A 19868-nucleotide genomic window follows, 5' to 3' on the forward strand; every position below is an offset into this window, starting at 1 on the left:
GCCCGGTGCCGACTGGATATCCCCCGCGCCGCCCTCATCTGCACAAGTATGACTTCGGCAAAGACTTCCGCCGCACTCGACGCGGCGCCCCGCTCCCGCAAGGCCCGCTCCACCGCGAGCGCGGCGCGCGCCGCCGCGCCAGCCTTACCGCCAGCCCAGCAGGCGCTCGACGGTTTTCACCCAGCCGTCGCCAGCTGGTTCCAGCAAACCTTCGCCGCTCCGACCGACGCACAAGCCGCCGCGTGGCCGCAGATCCGTAGCGGCCGCTCGACGCTGGTCGCCGCGCCGACGGGCTCCGGCAAGACGCTGACCGCGTTCCTGTCCGCGCTGAACGACCTGGTCTCGCAAGGCCTCGCGAACGGCGGCACGCTGCCCGACGAAACGCTGGTCGTCTACGTGTCGCCGCTGAAGGCGCTTTCGAACGACATCCGCCTGAATCTGCAACTGCCGCTGCAAGGCATCGCCGCCGAACTCGACAGGCTCGGCCTGCCGCCGCTCGACATTCGCACCGCGGTGCGCACCGGCGACACCACGCAGCAGGAACGCAATGCGTTGAAAAAGCGCGCGCCCCACATTCTCGTGACGACGCCCGAGTCGCTGTACGTGCTGCTCGGCTCGGATTCTGGCCGCCGCATGCTGGCGACGGTGCGCACGGTGATCGTCGATGAGATTCATGCGCTCGCCGGCAGCAAGCGCGGCAGTCATCTCGCGCTGAGCCTCGAACGGCTCGACGCGCTCTGCGCCCGGCGCCTGCCGCGCATCGGGCTGTCGGCGACGCAAAAGCCGGTCAGCGCGGTCGCGCGGTTTCTGGTCGGCGGCGCGAGCCTCGAGAGCGACGTACCGGCCGAGTGCGCGGTGATCGACGTCGGCCACGTCCGCGCGCGCGACCTCGCGCTCGAGATCCCGCCGGTGCCGCTCGAAGCGGTGATGGCCAACGAAGTGTGGGAGCGCGTCTACGACCGGCTCGCCGAGCTGGTCGCGCAGCATCGCACGACGCTGATCTTCGTCAACACGCGCCGGATGGCCGAGCGCGCCGCGCGTCATCTGACCGAGCGGCTCGGCAAGGACGCGGTCGCCGCGCATCACGGCAGTCTCGCGAAAGAACATCGTTTCGACGCCGAACAGCGCCTGAAGCGCGGCGAACTGCGCGTGCTGATCGCGACCGCTTCGCTCGAACTCGGCATCGATATCGGCGACGTCGACCTCGTCTGCCAGATGGGTTCGCCACGCGCGATCGCGCCGTTCCTGCAACGCGTCGGCCGCTCGGGCCACCACGTCGGCGGCATGCCGAAGGGGCGGCTCTTTCCAGCCTCGCGCGACGACCTGCTCGAATGCGCGGCGCTGCTCGATTGCGTGCGGCGTGGCGAACTCGATGCGCTACGCATCCCGCGCGCGCCGCTCGACGTGCTCGCGCAACAGATCGTCGCGGAAGTGTCGAGCGCCGAGTGGAGCGAGGATGCGTTGTTCGACATGCTGCGGCGCGCAGCGCCGTACGCGGATCTGTCGCGCGAGCAATACGACGCGGTGCTGCGCATGCTCGCCGAGGGCTACACGAGCCGCCACGGTCCGCGCGCCGCGTACGTGCATCGCGATGCGGTAAGCGGCACGCTGCGCGGCCGGCGCGGCGGCAAGCTGGTCGCCGTGACGTCGGGCGGCACGATCCCCGAAAACGCCGATTACGCCGTCGTGCTCGAACCGCAGGCGATCAATATCGGCACCGTCAACGAGGACTTCGCGGTCGAAAGCCTCGCCGGCGATGTGTTCCAGCTCGGCAACGCGTCGTACCGGATTCTGCGAATCGAGAGTGGCCGGGTGCGGGTCGAGGACGCACAAGGGCAACCGCCGAACATTCCGTTCTGGCTCGGCGAGGCGCCGGGGCGCAGCGACGAGCTGTCTTTCGCGGTCACGAGATTGCGGGAGCAGGTCGAGCGTTTGCTGACGGAGGGCGAGCCGGCGTCACACGCGGTTGCGTCGGTGCCAATCGCCGCGGCGCAATTCGAAGCAGCCGCAACGCCCGCGAAATCCGCGGCAAAGAGAGGACGCAAAGCCAAAGCTGCCGTGGCGCAGAGCGCGACGCAGACCACCACGGCGTCCGCAACCGCCGCAGCCAAGTTGCCCGCGAGCGAAGCCGAACCCACGGCCGCGCGCCTCGACCGCGCCATCGCCTGGCTCGCCGACGAGCTCGCGCTGGACGTGCCCGCCGCGCGCCAGATCGTCGAATACCTGGCGCGTGCGCGCGCCACGCTCGGCGTACTGCCGACGCAAAGCACGCTGGTGATGGAGCGCTTCTTCGACGAATCGGGCGGCACCCAGCTCGTGATCCACTCGCCGTTCGGCAGCCGCGTGAACCGCGCGTGGGGGCTCGCGCTGCGCAAGCGCTTCTGCCACGGCTTCAACTTCGAGTTGCAGGCCGCCGCCACCGAAGACGCGATCGTGCTGTCGCTGACCGGCAGCCATTCGTTCGTGCTCGACGAGGTCTGGCGCTATCTGCACTCGAACAGCGCCGAACATCTGCTGATCCAGGCACTGCTCGATGCGCCGTTGTTCGGCGTGCGCTGGCGCTGGAACGCGACGACCGCGCTCGGCCTGCCGCGCTACACGGGCGGCCGCAAGACCGCGCCGCAACTGCAGCGCATGCGCAGCGAGGATCTGCTCGCGAGCGTGTTTCCCGAGCAGGCCGCGTGTCTGGAGAACGTCGTCGGCGAACGCGAGGTGCCGCGCCATCCCTTAGTCGACCAAACCATCGACGACTGTCTGCACGACGCGATGGACAGCGAACGCTGGCTCGCGCTGCTGCGCCGCATCGAGCGCGGCGAGTTGCGGCTCGTCGCGCGTGATCTGCCGGCGCCGTCGCCGCTCGCCGCCGAAATCCTGACCGCGAAGCCCTACGCGTATCTCGACGACGCGCCGATCGAGGAGCGCCGCACCCAGGCGGTGCTGAACCGCCGCTGGACGGACCCTGAAAGCGCCGACGATCTTGGCGCGCTCGACGCCGCCGCGATCGACAGCGTGCGCGACGAGGCGTGGCCGCAGGCGCGCAACGCCGACGAAATGCACGAAGCGCTGACGGGCCTCGCGTGCATCACCGGGGCCGAGGCGCTCGCGCACGAGGATTGGCCGACGCTGCTTGCGGCATTGGCGAAAGCCGGCCGGGCGACGCGCTTGCCGCTGGCCGCGCAAGCCAACGCGAACACGGGCAACGACAACGCCAGCGACAGCGCACTGTGGCTGCCCGCCGAACGCCTCACCTGTTTCGAAGCGCTCTACCCCGGCATCGCGCGCAATCGCTACACACCGCCGCTGAGCGCCCCGAAGGGCTACACCGAGAGCTGGAACGCCGACGACGCGCTCGTCGACGTGTTGCGCGCGCGGCTGACCGGCTTCGGCCCGCTGACGGTCGAGGCGATCGCGCGTCCGCTCGGTTTGCCGGCCGACCGGATCGAACAGGCGCTGATCCGGCTCGAAGCCGAAGGCTATCTGTTGCGCGGCCGCTTCACGCCGCACACGAGCGACGAGCAATGGTGCGAACGACACCTGCTCGCACGCATCCACCGCTACACGGTGAGGCGGCTGCGGCGTGAGATCGAGCCGGTCGAGCGGCACGACTTCATGCGCTTCCTGTTCGAATGGCAGCATCTGACGCCGACGTCGCGCGCCGAAGGCCGCGACGCGCTCGCCGCCGCGCTCGAACAGCTCGAAGGCTTCCAGGCCGCGGCCGGCGCGTGGGAGGAAGACATCCTGCCCGCGCGCGTGCGTGCCTACGCCAGCAGTTCGCTCGATGAGCTATGCCGCGCCGGCAAGATCGTCTGGACCCGCCTGACCGAGCGGGCGCGCGGCGCCGCCGGTCCGGTCCGCGGCACGCCGATCGTGCTGCTGCCGCGCGTCCAGCTGCGTGCGTGGCGCGCGCTGCTCGATCCGGCGCGCCAGGTCGAGTTGTCGGCGCTCGCGCAAAGCGTGCACGACACCCTCGCGCAACACGGCGCGATGTTCTTCGACGAACTGCTCGCCGAGGTGCGCGTGCTGCGCATGGAGCTCGAAAACGCGCTCGGCGAGTTGGTCGCGGCCGGCCTCGCGAACTCCGACAGCTTCGCGGGCTTGCGCGCGTTGCTGAAGCCGGTCGCCAAACGCAACGCGTTTTCCAGCAGCCGGCGCGCGCGAGCGAGCGCGCTGATCGGCGGCATGGACGACGCGGGGCGCTGGGCGCTCGTAAGCCGTCCGTCCGCCGGCGCGCCGGAAAATCCCCCCGAACGGCGGCGCCAGTTGCCGCCCGAGGCGCTCGAACACGTCGCAATGACGTTGCTGCGCCGCTACGGTGTCGTGTTCTGGCGCGTGCTCGAACGCGAGGCCGAATGGCTTCCGCCGTGGCGCGATCTGCTGCGCGTTCTGCAGCGGCTCGAGGCGCGCGGCGTGATCCGCGGCGGGCGGTTCGTCAACGGACTCGCGGGCGAGCAGTTCGCGCTGCCCGAGGCGATTCCGCTGCTGCGCGAGGTGCGCCGGCAGCCGAACGACGGTGCTCTTATCTGCGTTGCTGGGACCGATCCGCTGAATCTCGTCGGCACGCTGCTGGTCGGCGACAAGGTGCCGGCCGTGACCGGAAACCGCGTGCTGTATCGCGACGGCGTGGTGGCGGCCACGCTGGTGGCCGGCAAGTTCCGGTTCGACGCGGCGCTCGACGCCAACCCGCCCGAACGCGAACGCGCCCGCGCGCTGCTGGCGCGCCGCCTCTAGCGACGTCGTCGTGGCGTCGTTCTGGCGGGTAATAATCGCGCCGCGCGCGGCCGCGCCGGCCCATACTCATGGTTAGCAAAACGTTAATGATTCTTCGCTCGAATTGTCACGCTTAGATACAATGAGGCAGTTTCACTTTAGTATGAGGAAGACTGTCTGCCGCCGCCCGCCTTGATTGGGACCGCCGGCACACTCCGGGGATTTCATGAGCGACCAGCTACACGACCAGGTGCTTCACGCGCGGTTCGGCACGAGCAGCCCTTGCTGGCGCCTGGCGGCCGCCAGCGACATGCTGGAACTCGTGCCTGCGCACGGCCACGCGGCTGTCGGCGTCGCCATTTCCCTCACCTCTTCTCAAGCTTCCCTCGTCCGCGCGCTGAGCGGCGTGACCTCCCACGTCGTCGTCGACGTTCAGTTGGACGCCGCGCCGCTGCGGCTGCATCTGGTCGGCAAGAAACTCGATTGTCATCGCTGGGGCGGCACCGCGTCGGCCGATGGCGACACCGAATCCGTCGCGCGAGCGCTGCTGCACGGTCTGTCGTTCGCTGAACAGGTCGTCTCGGAGGTCAATTCGGTCGTCGTGATCGTCGACCGGAACGGCCGGATACAGCGCTTCAACCGGCTCGCCGAGGAGCTGACCGGACTCAGGGAAGAGGACATCATCGGCCGCAGCGTCTGGACGTTGTTCATGTCGTCCGACGACGGCGGGGTCTCGAACGAGGTCAGCGCGAACTTTTTCAATCGTGGCGAACCGTACGAGATCGAACGGCGCATCAAAACGGTGCACGGCGAACGGCTGTTCCTGTTTCGCAACAAATTCGTGCGCAGCGGCAGCGGCATCGAAGAGCAGTTCCTGATCTGCTCGGGCACCGACATCACCGAGCAACGGCTCGCGCAGGACCGCCTGATCGAGCAGGCCACCACCGACCCGCTCACTGGCCTCGCCAATCGCAACGCGATCCAGGAGCGCATCCAGATCGCGATCGAACTGGCCGCGCCGGGCGAAACAGTCGGCGTCCTGTTTCTCGATCTCGACAACTTCAAGAAGGTCAACGATCACTACGGCCACGTGTTCGGCGACCGCCTGATTTGCGATGTGTCGGACGCGATCCGCGACTGCCTGAATCCGGGCGACTCGCTCGCGCGTCTGGGCGGCGACGAATTCATCGTGCTCGCGGCGAAGGGCTCCGCGCATGACCTGGAAAACACCGCGCAGCGCATTCTCGATCGTATGCGCATGCCGTTCGCCGTCGGGCTCGTCGAGGTCTATACCGGCTGCTCGATCGGCATCGCGCGTTCGCCCGAACATGGCGAAACCCTCGAATCGCTGATCCGTTCGGCCGACACGGCGATGTACGTCGCGAAGGACGAAGGCAAGCGCACGCATCGCGTGTTCTCGCCGGACATGAATCGCCGCGTCGCGGAGTTCATGTGGCTCGACACGAATCTGCGCCGCGGACTCGAGGAAGGCCAGTTGGCGCTGCACTATCAGCCGAAGCTGAAACTCGCGACGGGCGCCGTGCAAGGCGCCGAAGCGCTGGTGCGCTGGAATTCGCCGGAGCGCGGCCAGATCATGCCGGCGGAATTCATCCGTTATGCCGAGGAATCCGGACTGATCGGCGTGCTCGGCCGCTGGGTGATGGAAACCGCAGCGAAACAGGCGGCCCGCTGGAAAGCGGCCGGCTATGACCTGCGCGTCGCGATCAACGTGTCGGCGCGACAGCTCACGGATACAGCCGTGGTCCGCCATTTCACCGAGGCATTGCAGCACGCGAGTCTCGATCCATGCCTCGTCGACCTCGAACTGACCGAAAGCTGCCTGATCGAAAACGAAGCGGCCGCGATCGAGCTGATCAAGCAGTTCCGCCAACTCGGCGCGCAGGTGCATCTCGACGACTTCGGCACCGGCTACTCGTCGCTGTCGCAACTCGGCCGTATTCCGCTCGACGTGATCAAGCTCGACCGCAGCTTCACGGGCTCGATCCACGCGGATATGAAGGCACAGGCGCTGGTGCGCTCGATGGTCGCCGTCGCGCAGGAGCTCGATTTCCAGGTGGTCGCCGAAGGGATCGAAACCGAGGCGGAAGAAGCCTTCATGAAGGGGCTCGGCGTCGATTACGTGCAGGGCTTCCTGTACGCGAAGCCGATGCCCGCCACCGAGTTCGAGCGCTGGCTGCTCGATAGGCGCAGCAAGCTCAGGCTGATCGCCTGAGCCCTGCTGTCGCGCGCTTCAGCCGAGGCGCGCGGACCAACCACCCACTTCGTCTTCATCCATCCCGACGGCGCGCGCCGCGCAGTGGATTTGCGTCCACGTAGCCGCGTCGATCGAAATGCCGGCGGCCTCGCGCTGCGCGCGCGTCACGCGCTCGGGCTCGCCGGGTTCGTAGATGCGCTCGGCGCCCGCCGCGAGCGGCGACGCCTTCACCCACGCGAGGAACGCATCGGCTTCGGCTTGCGCATCCGGCGCGTCGAATGAGGTGGGATCGATGATCACCGATAGCATGCAGTTGATGATCGCGTGCGTGGTACCGAGCGTGTCCGCATGCGTCGTGAAGCCGCCCGACAGCGCGCCGCCGAAAATCTCGCAGATCGCCGCGAGCCCGAAACCCTTGTAGCCGCCGAACGGCGTCAGCGCGCCGAACGGCGCTTCGTGCATGACTTTCGGTTCGAGCGTCGGCATGCCTTCGTGATCGATCAGCGCGCCGGGTGGCGTGTGCTTGCCCTGGTTATAAGCGACGCGCGTCTTGCCGAACGCGATCGTGCTGGTCGCGAAGTCGAGCACCAGCGGCGGTTTGCCGGGCCGCGGATAAGCGGCGCAGAACGGATTCGTGCCGATGCGCCGGTCCGCGCCGCCGAATGGCGCGACGAGCGGATCGCCCGCCACGTTGACGAAGTGAAACGACACCAGCCCGGCGCGCGCGCACTGCTCGGCCCAATGCCCGATGCGGCCGATATGATGCGCGCCGCGCAAGCCCACCGCGCAGACGCCAAGCCGCCGCGCGCGCTCGATGCCCCGCTCCATCGCCTCGAACGCGATCACCTGACCGAAGCCCTTGCCGCCTTCGACGGTCAGTACCGCGCCCGCGTCCTTCACGACGTCGGCGTGTCGATTCAGTTGCAGTTGCTGTTCCGCGAGCGATTCGACATAGCGCGGGATCATGCCGACGCCGTGCGAGTCGTGCCCGGTCAGATTCGCGGCCACCAGATGATCGGCCACCAGCTCCGCTTCGCGCGGCGTACTGCCCGCTCGCTCCCAGATCGCCCTGACGTAGGCATGCAGTTGATCGGCCGGAATCCGGGGCGTGGTGGTTTGGGCAGTCTGAGAGTCGGTCATTCAGCGTGTCGGTGAAGTTCGAACGGAAGGAATGAAACGGCGGGAAAAACAGCTGCATCAAAGCAGCATCGATAAACAGCGGGCCCGGGTCACGCCCGAGCCCCACTCAAACGAAACCAGAACTCACGGCGCCGCGGCAATCACTTCGGCAACCGCGGCCGTCAGCTTCTTGCCGTACGGCACGTGCAGGAACTCGTTCGGCCCATGTGCGTTCGACTTCGGCCCGAGCACGCCGCACACCATGAACTGCGACTTCGGGAAGCCCGCCTTCAGCACGTTCATCAACGGGATCGTGCCGCCGAGGCCCATGTAGGCCGCGTCGGCGCCGAAGTGCTGACGCGACGCATCGTTGAGCGCGGCGGCGAGCCACGGCGCGACCTCCGGTGCGTTCCAGCCGCTCGCCGCGCCCGCATCCGGCTTGAACGTGACCTTCGCGTTGTACGGCGGATCGAATTCGAGCAGCGCCTTCAGTTCGGCGACCGCCTTCTCCGCTTCGATGGTCGGCGGCAGCCGCAGCGACAGCTTGAACGCCGTGCGCGGACGCAGCACGTTGCCGGCGTCGGCGAGCGCGGGCAAGCCAGCCGCGCCCGTCACCGACAGCGACGGACGCCACGTCGAATCGAGCAGCGCCTCGCGCGGATCGGTCGTGGTGGGCAGCACCTGACGGCCGTCCTGGCCGCACGCCCACGGCATCTTCTTCCAGACGTCATCGCCGAGAATCTTTGCGGCGGCCTCCGCTTCGCGCAGACGATCGGCCGGCACCGTGCAGTGGAAGCCCTTCGGCAGCAGCGTGCCGTTGGCGGAGTCTTCGAGACGGTCGAACAGTTGCCGCATGATGCGGAAGCTCGACGGTACGATGCCGCCGTAGACGCCCGAGTGGATCCCTTCGTCGAGCACCTGCACTTCGAGATCGCCGCCGACGAGGCCGCGCAGCGACGTGGTCAGCCACAACTGATCGTAATTGCCCGCGCCCGAATCGAGACACACGACCAGCCCGACGTTGCCGAGCCGCTCGCGCAGCGCATCGACGTAGGGCAGCAGATCGTAGCTGCCCGACTCCTCGCAGGTTTCGATCAGCCCGACGCAGCGCGGACGTTCGACACCCTGTGCATCGAGCGCGGCGAGCGCCGTCAGGCTCGCATAGATCGCGTAGCCGTCGTCCGCGCCGCCGCGGCCGTAGAGCTTGCCGTCTTCTAACTTCGGCGTCCACGGACCGAGGTCGTTGCGCCAGCCATCGAACTCGGGCTGCTTGTCGAGGTGGCCATAGAGCACGACGGTTTCGTCGCTGCCCGAGCGCGTCGCGGCCGTCTCGAAGAAGATCACCGGCGTGCGGCCCGGCAGGCGGACCACCTCGAGCTTCAGGCCGCGCACCGGTTGCTGCTCGGCCCATTGCGCGGCGTCGGTGATCACGCGCTCCAGATAACCGTGTTTCGCCCAGTCGGGATCGAACGCCGGACTCTTGGCCGGCACCGCGATGTAGTCCGTCAGCGCGGGCACGATCTCGTCGTTCCACTTGCGCTCGACGAATTCTCGTAGCGTGTCCGGGTTGAGTTGAGCCTGCTGGGTCGTGTCGTCGGTGATCATGATCGGGTCCGTGAAGTACTGTTCGGTCGAAACGATCATGATAGTCCCGATGCGTGTCGGGCTGAACCCCTTGCGGTGATTGGGGTGGAGACTGGAACGCGCAGGTGCGAGGCGCGCGGCCGCCATTCGCGCGACAATCGCTACATGCATCGCGCATCAGGAGCTTGTATGGGTGGCAACGTGGCCGTTCAGGCCATCGGCGCGACGTTCGCGCTGGCCTTGTATTTTCTGCCGGCGATCATCGCGGACCGGCGCAAGCGCCGCGACGTGCTGACGCTCGCGCTCTTCAATGCCTGCCTCGGCTGGACCGTGCTCGGCTGGGTGCTCGCGCTGTATTGGGCGCTACAGCCGAATCCGGCGGAGAGCCTCGCGCGGGACGTCGTGGAGACACGCAAGGTGTCGACCTTGCGCGCGTTTTCATCGGCGCTGACGCTGCGCGTGCGGCGACGCGAGGCCGCGCGCGACCGGCCCGAGCGCTGAAACGATTCGGGCGGCTCGAGCAAGACGAGCAACAAACGAACAACAGGAAACCGATTGATTGACGTGCACGGGCGTCACTCAGGGGCGTCACTCAGGCCGCGCGCCCGATGCGACTCCACTGTACCGAGCCCGCCGGAATGGAGCGCGGCTCCGCCCGCACGGCTTGCGCCGCAAAGCTTTCGTGGCGCAGTTCGCCGTGTTCGTCGAACCACTCGCAGATCACCCAGTCGCCGGGATTCAGCGCGACCGGACCTGCGTACGTCACGGTCATGCGCGGGCCCCCTTCTTTTAACTTCACGACGTCGCCCACATTGAAGGCGGCGGATGTTGTCTGGAATGCGTCAATGGTAGCGGTCAGCATATTGGGTCCCCCTATCTTGAGCGTTTATTAAGTTGAGCCCGGCTTTATCGACTCCGACCTGTTGAACGTACACTCTAAAGTTAAGACAGATTAACAATCGAATTTAAACGCGGCAAGCGCTTTTTTATTGATACCGTTTTCATTGAACCCGCAGTTCATGCTCGCTGGCTAAAGTTCCGTGCATTACCGAAAACAATCATCGCGACACCTTGCGGCTAACCCTATGTGCGCTACCGCACAAACGCAACACTTACTGCAGGCCATTTGCAGGCAGGTAGAAAATGCGAGGTCGGTTTCATCTGATTAGAAAAGCTGACGCGATGTCGTCGAGCCGTTAATCGGATGAGCCAGTTTGATCTAAATCAGAGTTACCTGTGAACGAGTAGATCGCCGGTAAATACCATGCAGTTCGTTATACCGCTTCGTTCAAATTGAACGGTTTTTTCAGCAAGCTAACAAATGAAAGCGATTACCAGCGGATTAACTTCAAACTGCCGGGGCGACCGGGCGCCGCACGCCTTGCTGATGACGCACCAGCAGCACGCTAAGGCCGATACACACGAACATCAGCACGGCATTGATAGCGAGGCTCAGCTGGAACGCGTGCGCATAAGAGGCGGGTGTCGAACTGCCGCCGAGCGCCCCGAAGAACGCGCCGCTGATCGCCGCGATGCCGAACGCGGAGCCGATCTGCAAAGTCGACGAGACCACACCCGATGCAAGCCCGGCCTTCTCCGGCACCACCTCCTGCAGCACGATGCGCATGATCGACGGCAACAGCAGACCATGTCCGACGCCCGCGCACACTAGCCCGCAGTAGAACAGCAGATCGGGCGTCGCGGATTGGGTCGCGGACCAACCGGTCACCGTGAAGCCCAGCGTCATCATCGAGAAACCGAGCGTCAGCACATGGGCGCCGATGCGCTTGACCACGGCCGGCGACGTCAACGGCCCGATCACGAAGCCGAACGCGAACGGCATGATCGCGATGCCCGACGCGAGCGGCGTCCAGTGCAGGCCGGTTTGCAGAAAGATGCCGTAGGTCAGGAAGAACGCGCTATTGCAATAGAACAGGAACGCGAGCACGAGACCGAGCGCGAACGCGCGATTGCGGAACAGTTGCAGATCGACGAGCGGATGCCCGCCAGCGCGCTCGACGCGCCGCTCGGTCGCGACGAACAGCGCGAACACCGGCACCGCAAGTGCGAACATGGCGAAGGTCCACGCGGGCCAGCCGGCTTCACGGCCATGCGTCATCGGATAGATGACGAGCAGCAGCACCGCCGACAGCAGCGCGACGCCCTTCAGATCGACGCCGGTATGCGTGGCCGGCTGGTTCTCCGGCACGAACTTCCATGTGCCGATGAACGCCGCGATGCCGATCGGGATGTTGATCAGGAAGATCACGCGCCAGTCGAGCCCGAACGGGTGATACGTGATCAGCGCGCCGCCGCCGAGTTGCCCGACGATCGACGACAAGCCGAACACGAAGCCATACAGACTCATCACGCGCGTCTGCTGATGCAACGGCACGACCGCACGAATCGTCGCGAGCACTTGCGGCGCCATCACCGCGGCCGCGATGCCTTGCACGATGCGCGAGATCACGAGCATGTGGCCGCTCGTCGCGAAGCCGCACAACGCCGACGCGATCACGAAAGCCGCCATGCCCGTCATGAACATGCGACGGCGGCCGAACAGATCGCCAAGGCGGCCCCCCGTGATCAGCAGCACCGCGTAGGCGGACGCATAAGCCGACACGACGAGTTGCAGTTGCGCGTCGCTCGCGTTGAGGCCCGTGTGAATCGACGGCAGCGCCAGATTGACGATGAAGTAATCGAGCGGCGCGAGAAAGGCGCCGACGAACAGCACGGCGAGCGCGAGCGCCTGGCGCTGAAAGCCGGGCGCCGACGCTTTGGCGGCGACAGCCATGCCGGCCATCGCCGGGCCGGGACCGGTCACGGCTGCGCTCGCCGCGCAGCTGACGGACCCACCGAATGCCGCCGGAGCGGACTTGATTGCTTCGCTTTTCATGACCGATCGTTCAAAAATTGGTTAAAAAATTTTGCGCCAAGACTCGCGGACGAGGCGTTACACCAGCGCGCGCATCGCCACATCGACGATGCCGATCAGCGCATCTTGCTGATGCGCGACCCGCCCCATGACCCGCAAGCCCTGCATCACGCATAGCAGGAAATCGCCGACGGCTTTTTCGTCGAGCGTCGAATCGAATGCGCCGCTCGCCTGACCGCGGATCACCGCCGCAGCGAGCAAAGTCGCCATGCGGCGCTGAATCGCGGCGACGCGCGCGCGCAGCACTTCGTCATCGGGCTGCATTTCGAGCGTCGTATTCGTAATGAAACAGCTGCGCCGGCCGCTCAATGCGCAGGACACCCTCGCGTAGTGCAGCAGCGCGTCGCGCAGCGCCTGCTCCGGTTCGGCCGTCGCGCTCAGTCGCTGCGCAAGCCGCGCGACCGCGCCTTCCGAGTAATGATCCAGCGCGGCGAGCATGATGCCGTGCTTGTCGCCGAATACGCCGTACAGGCTGCCGCGCAGCAGGCCGGTGGCCTTGCACAGATCGTCGATCGACGTCGCGTGGTAGCCGTGATCCCAGAACACCTGGCTCGCGTTCGCCAGCACGGTGGCCGTGTCGAACTCGCGCGGACGGCCGCGCTGACATGTTTCGCCGGCTTTTTTCGCGGCTTGCTTTGAATGACTCAATTGCGATGACCTTGTTGCCTGGTTGCGTCGGTCCGTTGATATTATGACTGGATGTTCAATAAATCAAGGATGGCATTCCGTAGGCCTACTCGCGTCGGGGTCATCCGTTCATTCGACAACCGGCATCAAAAAACCGGCGGCGGACATGGCCCGTCGCCGGCTTCGTTGCGCGCTCACAGTGACAGCAGGGGCTCAGGTCTCGAGCTTCGCATCCATCGTAATCGTCGCATTCAGCACCTTCGACACTGGGCACCCGGCCTTCGCGTCCGCGGTGGCTTTGTCGAACGCGGCCTTGTCTCCGCCCGGAATCTTCACGGTCACGTCGAGATGCACTGCGGTGATCGCGAAGCCGCCGCCATCCTTGTCGAGCGTGACGGTGGCCGTGGTGCCGATGCGCTCCGGCGTGATGTTGGCCTTGCCCAGCTCCGCCGACAACGCCATCGAGAAACATCCCGCATGCGCAGCCGCGATCAGCTCTTCCGGATTCGTGCCGATGCCGTCCGCGAAGCGCGTCGCGAACGAGTACTGGGTGTCCTTCAGGACGCCGCTGTCGGTGGAAATCGAGCCCTTGCCGTTCTGCAGACCGCCTTGCCAGACTGCCGATGCCTTGCGCTTCATTGCTCTCTCCTGTTTGTGCCTTGCCGCGCACGCTGCTCGACCAAAGATGATGCCCGCCGCGGCGGTCCGCCCGGATGTGTCCGCGCCTGGGCATCGGTCGCAGGTGCCGCGCGGCTTGCAGGCGCGGGCGTGGACCGGATTTCATCATAGGCGCTTCCGCGTCCCGGCGCGGAAAAGCGCCTTTTTCACTATTTCAAAACTGGCAACAATATTTCGCCAGAAAGCCGCTTTTTTGCTGACCTCGTAAGAAATAGACTGCGTTCAACGGATCGGGGAACGCGGTTCACACCGATCCACCACACAATCAATTGGAGGTCGTCATGAAATCGCTTCTTTCCGCAGTCGTCGTCGCATCCGCTCTTATCGTTCCGGCACTGTCGTTCGCCCAGCAGGCAAACGGTCCGGTCACGCGCGCTCAGGTGCGCGCCGAACTCGTAGCCGCGCAAAAAGCAGGCCTCCTGAACCAGAACGACACCACCTATCCGAAGGCCGTGCCCCAGGACTCGACGATCGTCACCGCTTCGGCGCAAGGTTCGCAAGACGTCGGCGGCGCGAAGGCCAGTTCGTCGGACGCGGGCGCGCCGGCGACGGTGCAGCAACGTCTCTTTTCGACGTATCGCGGTAACTGAGCGTGCTAACTGATCGTGATAACTGAGCGCGCAAGTCGTTAATGCAGCGCGCAGTAAAAAGCCCCGGTTGCGAAGTTCGGCAACCGGGGGCTTTTCGTTGGCGCGCGCGGCGCTGCTGCGCAGCCGCTCGTTGGCAAAAGCGCTATTCGGGAAACGGCAGGCTTTGCTGCCCCAATGCGCGCATGTCGAACACGTTCAGCGTCATCGCGACCAGCGCGTAGTAGCCGAGCAGGCCGACCAGGTTGATCACGACCTGATGCCCGAAACGCCCGACCGCCTGCGCATACGTCGCGGCCGTCACGCGCTTCGTCTCGTACAGTTCGCTCGCGAAGTCGTAGATCAGCGCGTCGTCGGCATCGGCGAACTCGGGGCGGCGCCCCTGACGGATCGCCTCGGCGTCCGCTTCGCCGACGCCCGCCTGCAGCGCGATCGGATAGTGGATGTACCACTCCGCCTGGGCCTGCCAGCGCGAAGCGGTCACCAGAATCGCGAGTTCCGACAGCCGCAGCGGCAGCCCGGTCTGGTAGCGGCAAAACGCGCCGAGGCGTTGCGCGTGCTGCGCGAGATCGGGGCTGTGAATCCAGCCGAGGAACGGCCCATTCAGGTTGCCGCGCGGGCCGGACAGGATTTCGTCGAGCACCGCCTTCTGTTCGGGCGTGGCAGTGGACATGTCGAAGTGAGGCAAGCGCTCGGTCATCATCGTTCTCGCAAAAGGCGGTGGGTCGAATCTCAGAGGGCGGCGAGCGACGCGCCGATCGCATCGCTGAGGCGGCTGACGATCTCGTCGATGTCGCGCTCCGTGCAGATGAACGGCGGCGCGAGCAGCACGTGGTCGCCGCTCTTGCCGTCGACGGTCCCGCCCATCGGATACACCATCAGGCCGCGCGCGAACGCTTCGCGTTTGATCGTCGCGTGCAGTTTCAGTTTGGCGTCGAACGGCTCTTTGGTAACCCGATCCTTGACGAGTTCGACGCCGACGAACAAGCCGCGCCCGCGCACGTCGCCGATATGCGCATGTTGCGCATAGTGCTCGCGCAGCCGGCCGCGCAACTGCTCGCCGCGCGCCTGCACGTTCGCCAGCAGATCGTCTTCCGCGATCACGCGCTGCACTTCGAGCGCGGCCGCGCACGCGGTCGCATGGCCGATATAGGTATGGCCATGCTGGAAGAAGCCGGAGCCGCCGACAATGGTCTGATAGATGCGGTCGCTGACCAGCGTCGCGCCGATCGCCTGATAACCCGCGCCAAGGCCCTTGGCGATGGTCAGCATATCGGGCGCCACCCCGTCTTCGTCGCACGCGTACAGATAGCCGGTGCGGCCCATGCCCGACATGATCTCGTCGAGAATCAGCAGCACGCCGTAGCGGTCGCACACCGCGCGGATCTTGCGGAAGTATTCGCGCACCGGCGGCACCGCGCCCGCCGTGGCGCCGACCACCGTTTCCGCGACGAACGCCGCGACCGTGTCCGCACCGAGCGCGAGGATCTTCTGCTCGAGTTCATCGGCGAGACGCTGAGCGAACGCTTCTTCGGTTTCGTCCGCGCGCTGCTCGCGATATGCGTAGCACGGGCTCACGTGATGCGCTTCGATCAGGATCGGCAGGAACGGCTCGCGGCGCCATGCATTGCCGCCGATCGCGAGTGCGCCGAGGGTGTTGCCGTGATAGCTCTGCCGACGCGCGATGAAATGGCGCCGCTGCGTCTCGCCCTTCTCGACGAAATACTGACGCGCGAGCTTGAGCGCCGCCTCGATCGCCTCCGAGCCACCCGACACGAAGTACACGTGCTCGAGTCCGGCCGGCGCGCTCGCGACGAGCCGGTCGGCCAGTTGCTCGGCCGGCTCCGTCGTGAAGAACGACGTGTGCGCGTACGGCAACCGTTGGGCTTGCCGCTTGATCGCGTCGATCACGCGCTGGTTGCTGTGACCGAGGCACGACACGGCTGCGCCGCCCGACGCGTCGATATAACGCTTGCCCGTGGAGTCGATGATTTCGATGCCGTCGCCGGCGACGGCCACCGGCAAGGATTGCTTCGGAGAGCGATGAAAAACGGTGGACATGATGTTCAGTTCCTGGTGAGGGCGGCGGGCGCTGAAACGCGGGCCGGTTCGGGCGTCGCGCATGCGACGAAAGTGTCGAACGCGCATTGCCTCTGGCGATACGCTTTCATCGACACACCAGCGTTGCCGATTTCAAACAGCGCGGTGGCGAGGGTGTTTTCGTCGTCGGGATCGTGAGGATCGTCGCGATAGATCGGCAAGCCCGACGGCGCGCGATCGTGCAGTACGTCGAGCAGGGCCGCCGGTTGCAGCGGGCCGGCCGCGGCGAGGCGATTTCGCCGAGCCTGTAGCCGATGTCGTACGGCTCGCCGCTGACCTGAAAAAACACTGAATTCCTGCATCGACGCCACGGGTCGCACCATATTCAACAATCGGTACGTATTTATACGCCAATACAACATTTGTTGTCAAATGCCTTGAACGATATCGAGCGGAGCGCGCCGTGCCTCACGCAATCGCTCAAGGCACGTACGCGCCCTTCGCATGCAACGATTGTTCGGCGAGCGCAAGCTGCTCGAGCGCATCCGCGCCTTCGAGCGCGAGCAAATGCGCGACCAGCGCTTCGGCGATCGCGGTGGCGGCCACCAGCGACGGAAAGAACGATGGGCTTTCGTGCGAGAAGATCAGTACCTTGTCGGCGTTCAACGCGATCGGCGACACGGCGCTGTCGGTGATGGCGATCAGTTTGCTGCCTTTGTCGAGCGCGGCCTCGGCGACGCGCGCGGCTTCGACCGAATACGGCGCGAAGCTGATGACGATGGTCGCGCTGTCGCGCTCGATCGTGCGCAGTTGCATTTCGAGCGTGCCGGCCTCGCCGTTGAGCAGCGACACCGACGGACGAAACAGCCGGTAGCCATAGACGAGACCGAACGCCACCGCGTAACACGAGCGGAAGCCCGCCACGTGCACGTGCGACGCACGCCGCAACACGCGCGCGGCCTCGACGATCACGCGGACGTTATGCGCGGCGGTCGTTTCGAGATTGTGATGCTGCGCGACGAGAAGATCGTTCGCGAGCGCATCTTTCGATTTGACCATCGAGCGCGCCCGGCTCGTCAACGGCTCGGGCCGCGTGCGCACGCGCGCGACGAACAGATCGCGCAATTCGTTCCAGCCGGGAAACCCCAGTTGCTGCGACAGCCGCACCAGCGACGCGGGCTGCACCTGCGCGCGCTCGGCCACCTTGCGCATCGACGACACCGCGACCTCGTCGGGATGATCGAGCAGGAAGCCCGCTCCCATCTGGAACTGCGGGCTCAGTTCGGGAAAGCGCGCCCGAATCAGGGCGACGAGCTGATCGAAGCTGTCTGGCATGGTGAGGTGGGTCGGCGCCGAGGTGAGAGATGACAACAAATGTTACCACCGGCCAGGCGCGTTTCAACGGCGCGAAGATGCTCAGTTCACCAGCGCTTCCCGATGCGCGTCGACGAAGTCCGCCATGCTGTCGAAGCGGAAGTCGATGTCAGGCTGCGAGCCCGGGTTCATCGTCGCGCCAAAGCCCGGCTGCGAATGACGGCGGTAAATCCAGCACGATGCCAGGCCGAACTCGTTTGCGGCCTTGTGGTCATGGAAGAGGCTTTCTGCCGTGTGAAGGATTTTTTCCTTCTTGATGCCGCGCTGATCGAGCTTCTGAAGCATGTACTCGAAGTTGCGCGGCGACGGCTTGTAGGACCCGACGTCCTCCGCTGTGATGATGGCGTCGAACTCAACCTGCAGCCTGGCGTTGCTGAAGGTGAAACTTTCGTTGTCGATGTTCGAGAGGATGACCAGCTTGTAGTGCTTCTTCAGATATTGCAGCGCGACCGCGGAATCGGCGAATGCCGGCCAGTTTCTGATCGACTGGCCGTACGCCACGCATTCTTCGTGTGTATAGGGCAGGCCCCACTCTTCAGCCATGCGCTTATATACGATGGGAAGCAGTTCCTGATAGCGCTTCGCAGGGGTGAAGTTCTGCTGCGACGACTCGTGGCGAGCGTGCGCTTCGAGAACCTCGTCACGCGTGAGCGGTGTCCTGGCTCGCTCCAGCAGAGGCCTCAGGCCTTCAAGGATGCCACTCTCCCAGTCGATCAAGGTGCCGTAGCAGTCAAAAGTCAGTGTATCGAAATCGGTCAGTTTCACGACTCCTCCTGTCGGATGGCGTGCTCAAAGGTTGAACCCATGCCGAAGCGGAGCTAATCTGGTCAAACACGGGTCCAATACCTGGAGACTATATGCGCCACCATCGTCCTAACAATGGCTGTCTTAACAGCCGCCGGCATCACCGCATCCGCCAATGCTCAATCGGTTGTCACCCTCGGTCACTCGGCTCCGCTTACGGGCCCCCAGGCGCCGAACGGAAAGGACAACGAGAACGGCGCCCGCCTTGCTATCGATGAACTCAACAAGAGCGGTGTCACGGTCGCTGGCCAGAAGGTCACTTTCAAACTGGACTCCGAGGACGACCAGGCAGATCCGAAGGTTGGCGTTCAGGTCGCGCAGAAACTCGTCGACAGCGGCGTGATTGCTGTCCTCGGCCCGTACAACTCAGGTGTGGCTATTCCGGCGTCGCGCGTCTATAACACCGGCGGGGTACCGATGCTGCCGGTTGCCTCCAATCCGGCGCTGACGAAGCAAGGCTTCAGGAACATCTTCCGTATCGGCGCGAGTGACGAGCAGCTAGGCGGAACGATGGGTCAGTTTGCGGCCAAAACATTGAAGGCCAAGACCGCCGCGGTGATCGACGACCGCACGGCATATGGGCAAGGTGTGGCCGAGCAGTTCGTCAAAGAGGCAAAGGCAAATGGAATTCAAATCGTGGACCAACAGTTCACGAACTCGTCGGCGACTGACTTCCTCGGCATTCTCACCAGCATCAAGGCCAAAAATCCGGATGTCGTCTTCTTCGGCGGATACGCTGCTCAAGGCGCGCCGATGGCCAGGCAGATGCGCGCACGCGGACTGCGAGCCAAGCTGCTTGGCAGTGGTGGCATTTGCTCGGCAGACATGGGCAGGGTTGCCGGTGACGCGGCCTCTATCGTGTATTGCGCCCAGGGCGGCATCGCGCTCGACAAGACCCCAGCCGGCCGTGAGTTTCTGCAGAAAAACAAGGCCGCGTTCAACACCGACACGCAGGTTTATGCGGTCAGCTACTACGACGGCGTAAAACTGCTGGCCGATGCGATGGTCAAAGCGGGAACCACGTCCGACAAGGCAAAGCTCACCGCCCAGTTGGCAAAGACCAACTATAAGGGCGTGGCAGGCACCTACTCTTTCGATGAAAACGGCGATCTGAAGGGCGCACCCACGACCGTCCATGTGATCAGAAACGGCCTCCCGGTGCCCTACGGGCAGTGACGTTCAATCGAATAACCCCCAA

Annotated in this window: 16 protein-coding genes; 5 read left to right on the top strand and 11 right to left on the bottom strand. The window is 65.2% G+C overall.

Going from position 1 to position 19868, the window contains the following annotated elements:
* Positions 1–48: 48 nt before the first annotated feature.
* The gene (locus tag HDG32_RS00860) at positions 49–4728 is read left to right on the top strand and encodes a DEAD/DEAH box helicase (RefSeq protein WP_184062490.1); all 4680 of its coding nucleotides are present in this window, start codon (positions 49–51) and stop codon (positions 4726–4728) included.
* 205 nt (positions 4729–4933) lie between these two features.
* Positions 4934–6940 carry a cyclic di-GMP phosphodiesterase gene (gene pdeR / locus HDG32_RS00865; RefSeq protein ID WP_184062492.1) on the top strand — a complete coding sequence of 669 codons (2007 nt, stop codon included), beginning with the start codon at positions 4934–4936 and terminating at the stop codon, positions 6938–6940.
* Positions 6941–6958: 18 nt separating this feature from the next.
* On the opposite strand, the gene HDG32_RS00870 is transcribed toward pdeR, so the two are convergent.
* On the bottom strand, positions 6959–8062 hold the full coding sequence (locus HDG32_RS00870) for a malate/lactate/ureidoglycolate dehydrogenase (RefSeq protein ID WP_184062494.1): 1104 nt from the start codon (positions 8060–8062) through the stop codon (positions 6959–6961).
* A gap of 123 nt (positions 8063–8185) precedes the next feature.
* Positions 8186–9646: a M20 family metallopeptidase gene (locus HDG32_RS00875; protein WP_184063336.1), complete on the bottom strand. Its 1461-nt coding sequence runs from the start codon at positions 9644–9646 to the stop codon at positions 8186–8188.
* Between the two features lie 168 nt (positions 9647–9814).
* On the opposite strand from HDG32_RS00875, the gene HDG32_RS00880 reads away from it, so the two are divergent.
* Positions 9815–10126 carry a superinfection immunity protein gene (locus tag HDG32_RS00880; RefSeq protein WP_184062496.1) on the top strand — a complete coding sequence of 104 codons (312 nt, stop codon included), beginning with the start codon at positions 9815–9817 and terminating at the stop codon, positions 10124–10126.
* Between the two features lie 91 nt (positions 10127–10217).
* Here the strand turns inward: HDG32_RS00880 and HDG32_RS00885 are convergent, their stop codons facing one another.
* From HDG32_RS00885 to HDG32_RS00900, 4 genes are all read right to left on the bottom strand, one after another.
* On the bottom strand, positions 10218–10487 hold the full coding sequence (locus HDG32_RS00885) for a YodC family protein (protein ID WP_184039698.1): 270 nt from the start codon (positions 10485–10487) through the stop codon (positions 10218–10220).
* Positions 10488–10973: 486 nt separating this feature from the next.
* A complete protein-coding gene (locus HDG32_RS00890) occupies positions 10974–12521 on the bottom strand; it encodes an MFS transporter (protein WP_184062498.1) in 1548 nt (515 codons plus the stop codon).
* A gap of 57 nt (positions 12522–12578) precedes the next feature.
* Complete coding sequence (locus HDG32_RS00895; RefSeq protein ID WP_184062500.1) at positions 12579–13208, bottom strand: TetR/AcrR family transcriptional regulator; 630 nt, start codon at positions 13206–13208, stop codon at positions 12579–12581.
* Positions 13209–13400: 192 nt separating this feature from the next.
* Positions 13401–13826: an OsmC family protein gene (locus HDG32_RS00900; protein ID WP_184039692.1), complete on the bottom strand. Its 426-nt coding sequence runs from the start codon at positions 13824–13826 to the stop codon at positions 13401–13403.
* Between the two features lie 320 nt (positions 13827–14146).
* Between HDG32_RS00900 and HDG32_RS00905 the strand changes: the two genes are divergently transcribed.
* Positions 14147–14455 carry a DUF4148 domain-containing protein gene (locus HDG32_RS00905; RefSeq protein WP_184039690.1) on the top strand — a complete coding sequence of 103 codons (309 nt, stop codon included), beginning with the start codon at positions 14147–14149 and terminating at the stop codon, positions 14453–14455.
* Positions 14456–14597: 142 nt separating this feature from the next.
* Here HDG32_RS00905 and HDG32_RS00910 read toward each other — a convergent pair whose 3' ends face one another.
* The 5 genes from HDG32_RS00910 to HDG32_RS00930 all read right to left on the bottom strand — a co-directional run bounded on the left by HDG32_RS00910 (position 14598) and on the right by HDG32_RS00930 (position 18631).
* The gene (locus HDG32_RS00910) at positions 14598–15152 is read right to left on the bottom strand and encodes a carboxymuconolactone decarboxylase family protein (protein ID WP_184063339.1); all 555 of its coding nucleotides are present in this window, start codon (positions 15150–15152) and stop codon (positions 14598–14600) included.
* 32 nt (positions 15153–15184) lie between these two features.
* The gene (locus tag HDG32_RS00915) at positions 15185–16513 is read right to left on the bottom strand and encodes an aspartate aminotransferase family protein (protein WP_184062502.1); all 1329 of its coding nucleotides are present in this window, start codon (positions 16511–16513) and stop codon (positions 15185–15187) included.
* Between the two features lie 5 nt (positions 16514–16518).
* The gene (locus HDG32_RS00920; RefSeq protein ID WP_409339993.1) at positions 16519–16875 is read right to left on the bottom strand and encodes a hypothetical protein; all 357 of its coding nucleotides are present in this window, start codon (positions 16873–16875) and stop codon (positions 16519–16521) included.
* A gap of 97 nt (positions 16876–16972) precedes the next feature.
* Entirely contained in the window at positions 16973–17827 is an 855-nt protein-coding gene (locus tag HDG32_RS00925; RefSeq protein ID WP_184062504.1) for a MurR/RpiR family transcriptional regulator, read from the bottom strand.
* A gap of 81 nt (positions 17828–17908) precedes the next feature.
* Positions 17909–18631: a haloacid dehalogenase type II gene (locus HDG32_RS00930; RefSeq protein ID WP_184062506.1), complete on the bottom strand. Its 723-nt coding sequence runs from the start codon at positions 18629–18631 to the stop codon at positions 17909–17911.
* Positions 18632–18745: 114 nt separating this feature from the next.
* On the opposite strand from HDG32_RS00930, the gene HDG32_RS00935 reads away from it, so the two are divergent.
* Positions 18746–19846: a branched-chain amino acid ABC transporter substrate-binding protein gene (locus HDG32_RS00935; protein ID WP_184062508.1), complete on the top strand. Its 1101-nt coding sequence runs from the start codon at positions 18746–18748 to the stop codon at positions 19844–19846.
* The last annotated feature ends 22 nt before the right edge of the window (positions 19847–19868 follow it).

The organism is Paraburkholderia sp. CI2 (genome assembly GCF_014201055.1).
GTDB classification, from domain to species: Bacteria; Pseudomonadota; Gammaproteobacteria; order Burkholderiales; family Burkholderiaceae; genus Paraburkholderia; species Paraburkholderia tuberum.

Coding starts and splice junctions, on each gene's coding strand:
- HDG32_RS00860 (WP_184062490.1), top strand. CDS start 49: ATGACTTCGGCAAAGACTTCCGCCGCACTCGACGCGGCGCCCCGCTCC.
- pdeR (WP_184062492.1), top strand. CDS start 4,934: ATGAGCGACCAGCTACACGACCAGGTGCTTCACGCGCGGTTCGGCACG.
- HDG32_RS00870 (WP_184062494.1), bottom strand. CDS start 8,062: ATGACCGACTCTCAGACTGCCCAAACCACCACGCCCCGGATTCCGGCC.
- HDG32_RS00875 (WP_184063336.1), bottom strand. CDS start 9,646: ATGATCACCGACGACACGACCCAGCAGGCTCAACTCAACCCGGACACG.
- HDG32_RS00880 (WP_184062496.1), top strand. CDS start 9,815: ATGGGTGGCAACGTGGCCGTTCAGGCCATCGGCGCGACGTTCGCGCTG.
- HDG32_RS00885 (WP_184039698.1), bottom strand. CDS start 10,487: ATGCTGACCGCTACCATTGACGCATTCCAGACAACATCCGCCGCCTTC.
- HDG32_RS00890 (WP_184062498.1), bottom strand. CDS start 12,521: ATGAAAAGCGAAGCAATCAAGTCCGCTCCGGCGGCATTCGGTGGGTCC.
- HDG32_RS00900 (WP_184039692.1), bottom strand. CDS start 13,826: ATGAAGCGCAAGGCATCGGCAGTCTGGCAAGGCGGTCTGCAGAACGGC.
- HDG32_RS00905 (WP_184039690.1), top strand. CDS start 14,147: ATGAAATCGCTTCTTTCCGCAGTCGTCGTCGCATCCGCTCTTATCGTT.
- HDG32_RS00910 (WP_184063339.1), bottom strand. CDS start 15,152: ATGACCGAGCGCTTGCCTCACTTCGACATGTCCACTGCCACGCCCGAA.
- HDG32_RS00915 (WP_184062502.1), bottom strand. CDS start 16,513: ATGTCCACCGTTTTTCATCGCTCTCCGAAGCAATCCTTGCCGGTGGCC.
- HDG32_RS00920 (WP_409339993.1), bottom strand. CDS start 16,875: ATGGTGCGACCCGTGGCGTCGATGCAGGAATTCAGTGTTTTTTCAGGT.
- HDG32_RS00925 (WP_184062504.1), bottom strand. CDS start 17,827: ATGCCAGACAGCTTCGATCAGCTCGTCGCCCTGATTCGGGCGCGCTTT.
- HDG32_RS00935 (WP_184062508.1), top strand. CDS start 18,746: ATGGCTGTCTTAACAGCCGCCGGCATCACCGCATCCGCCAATGCTCAA.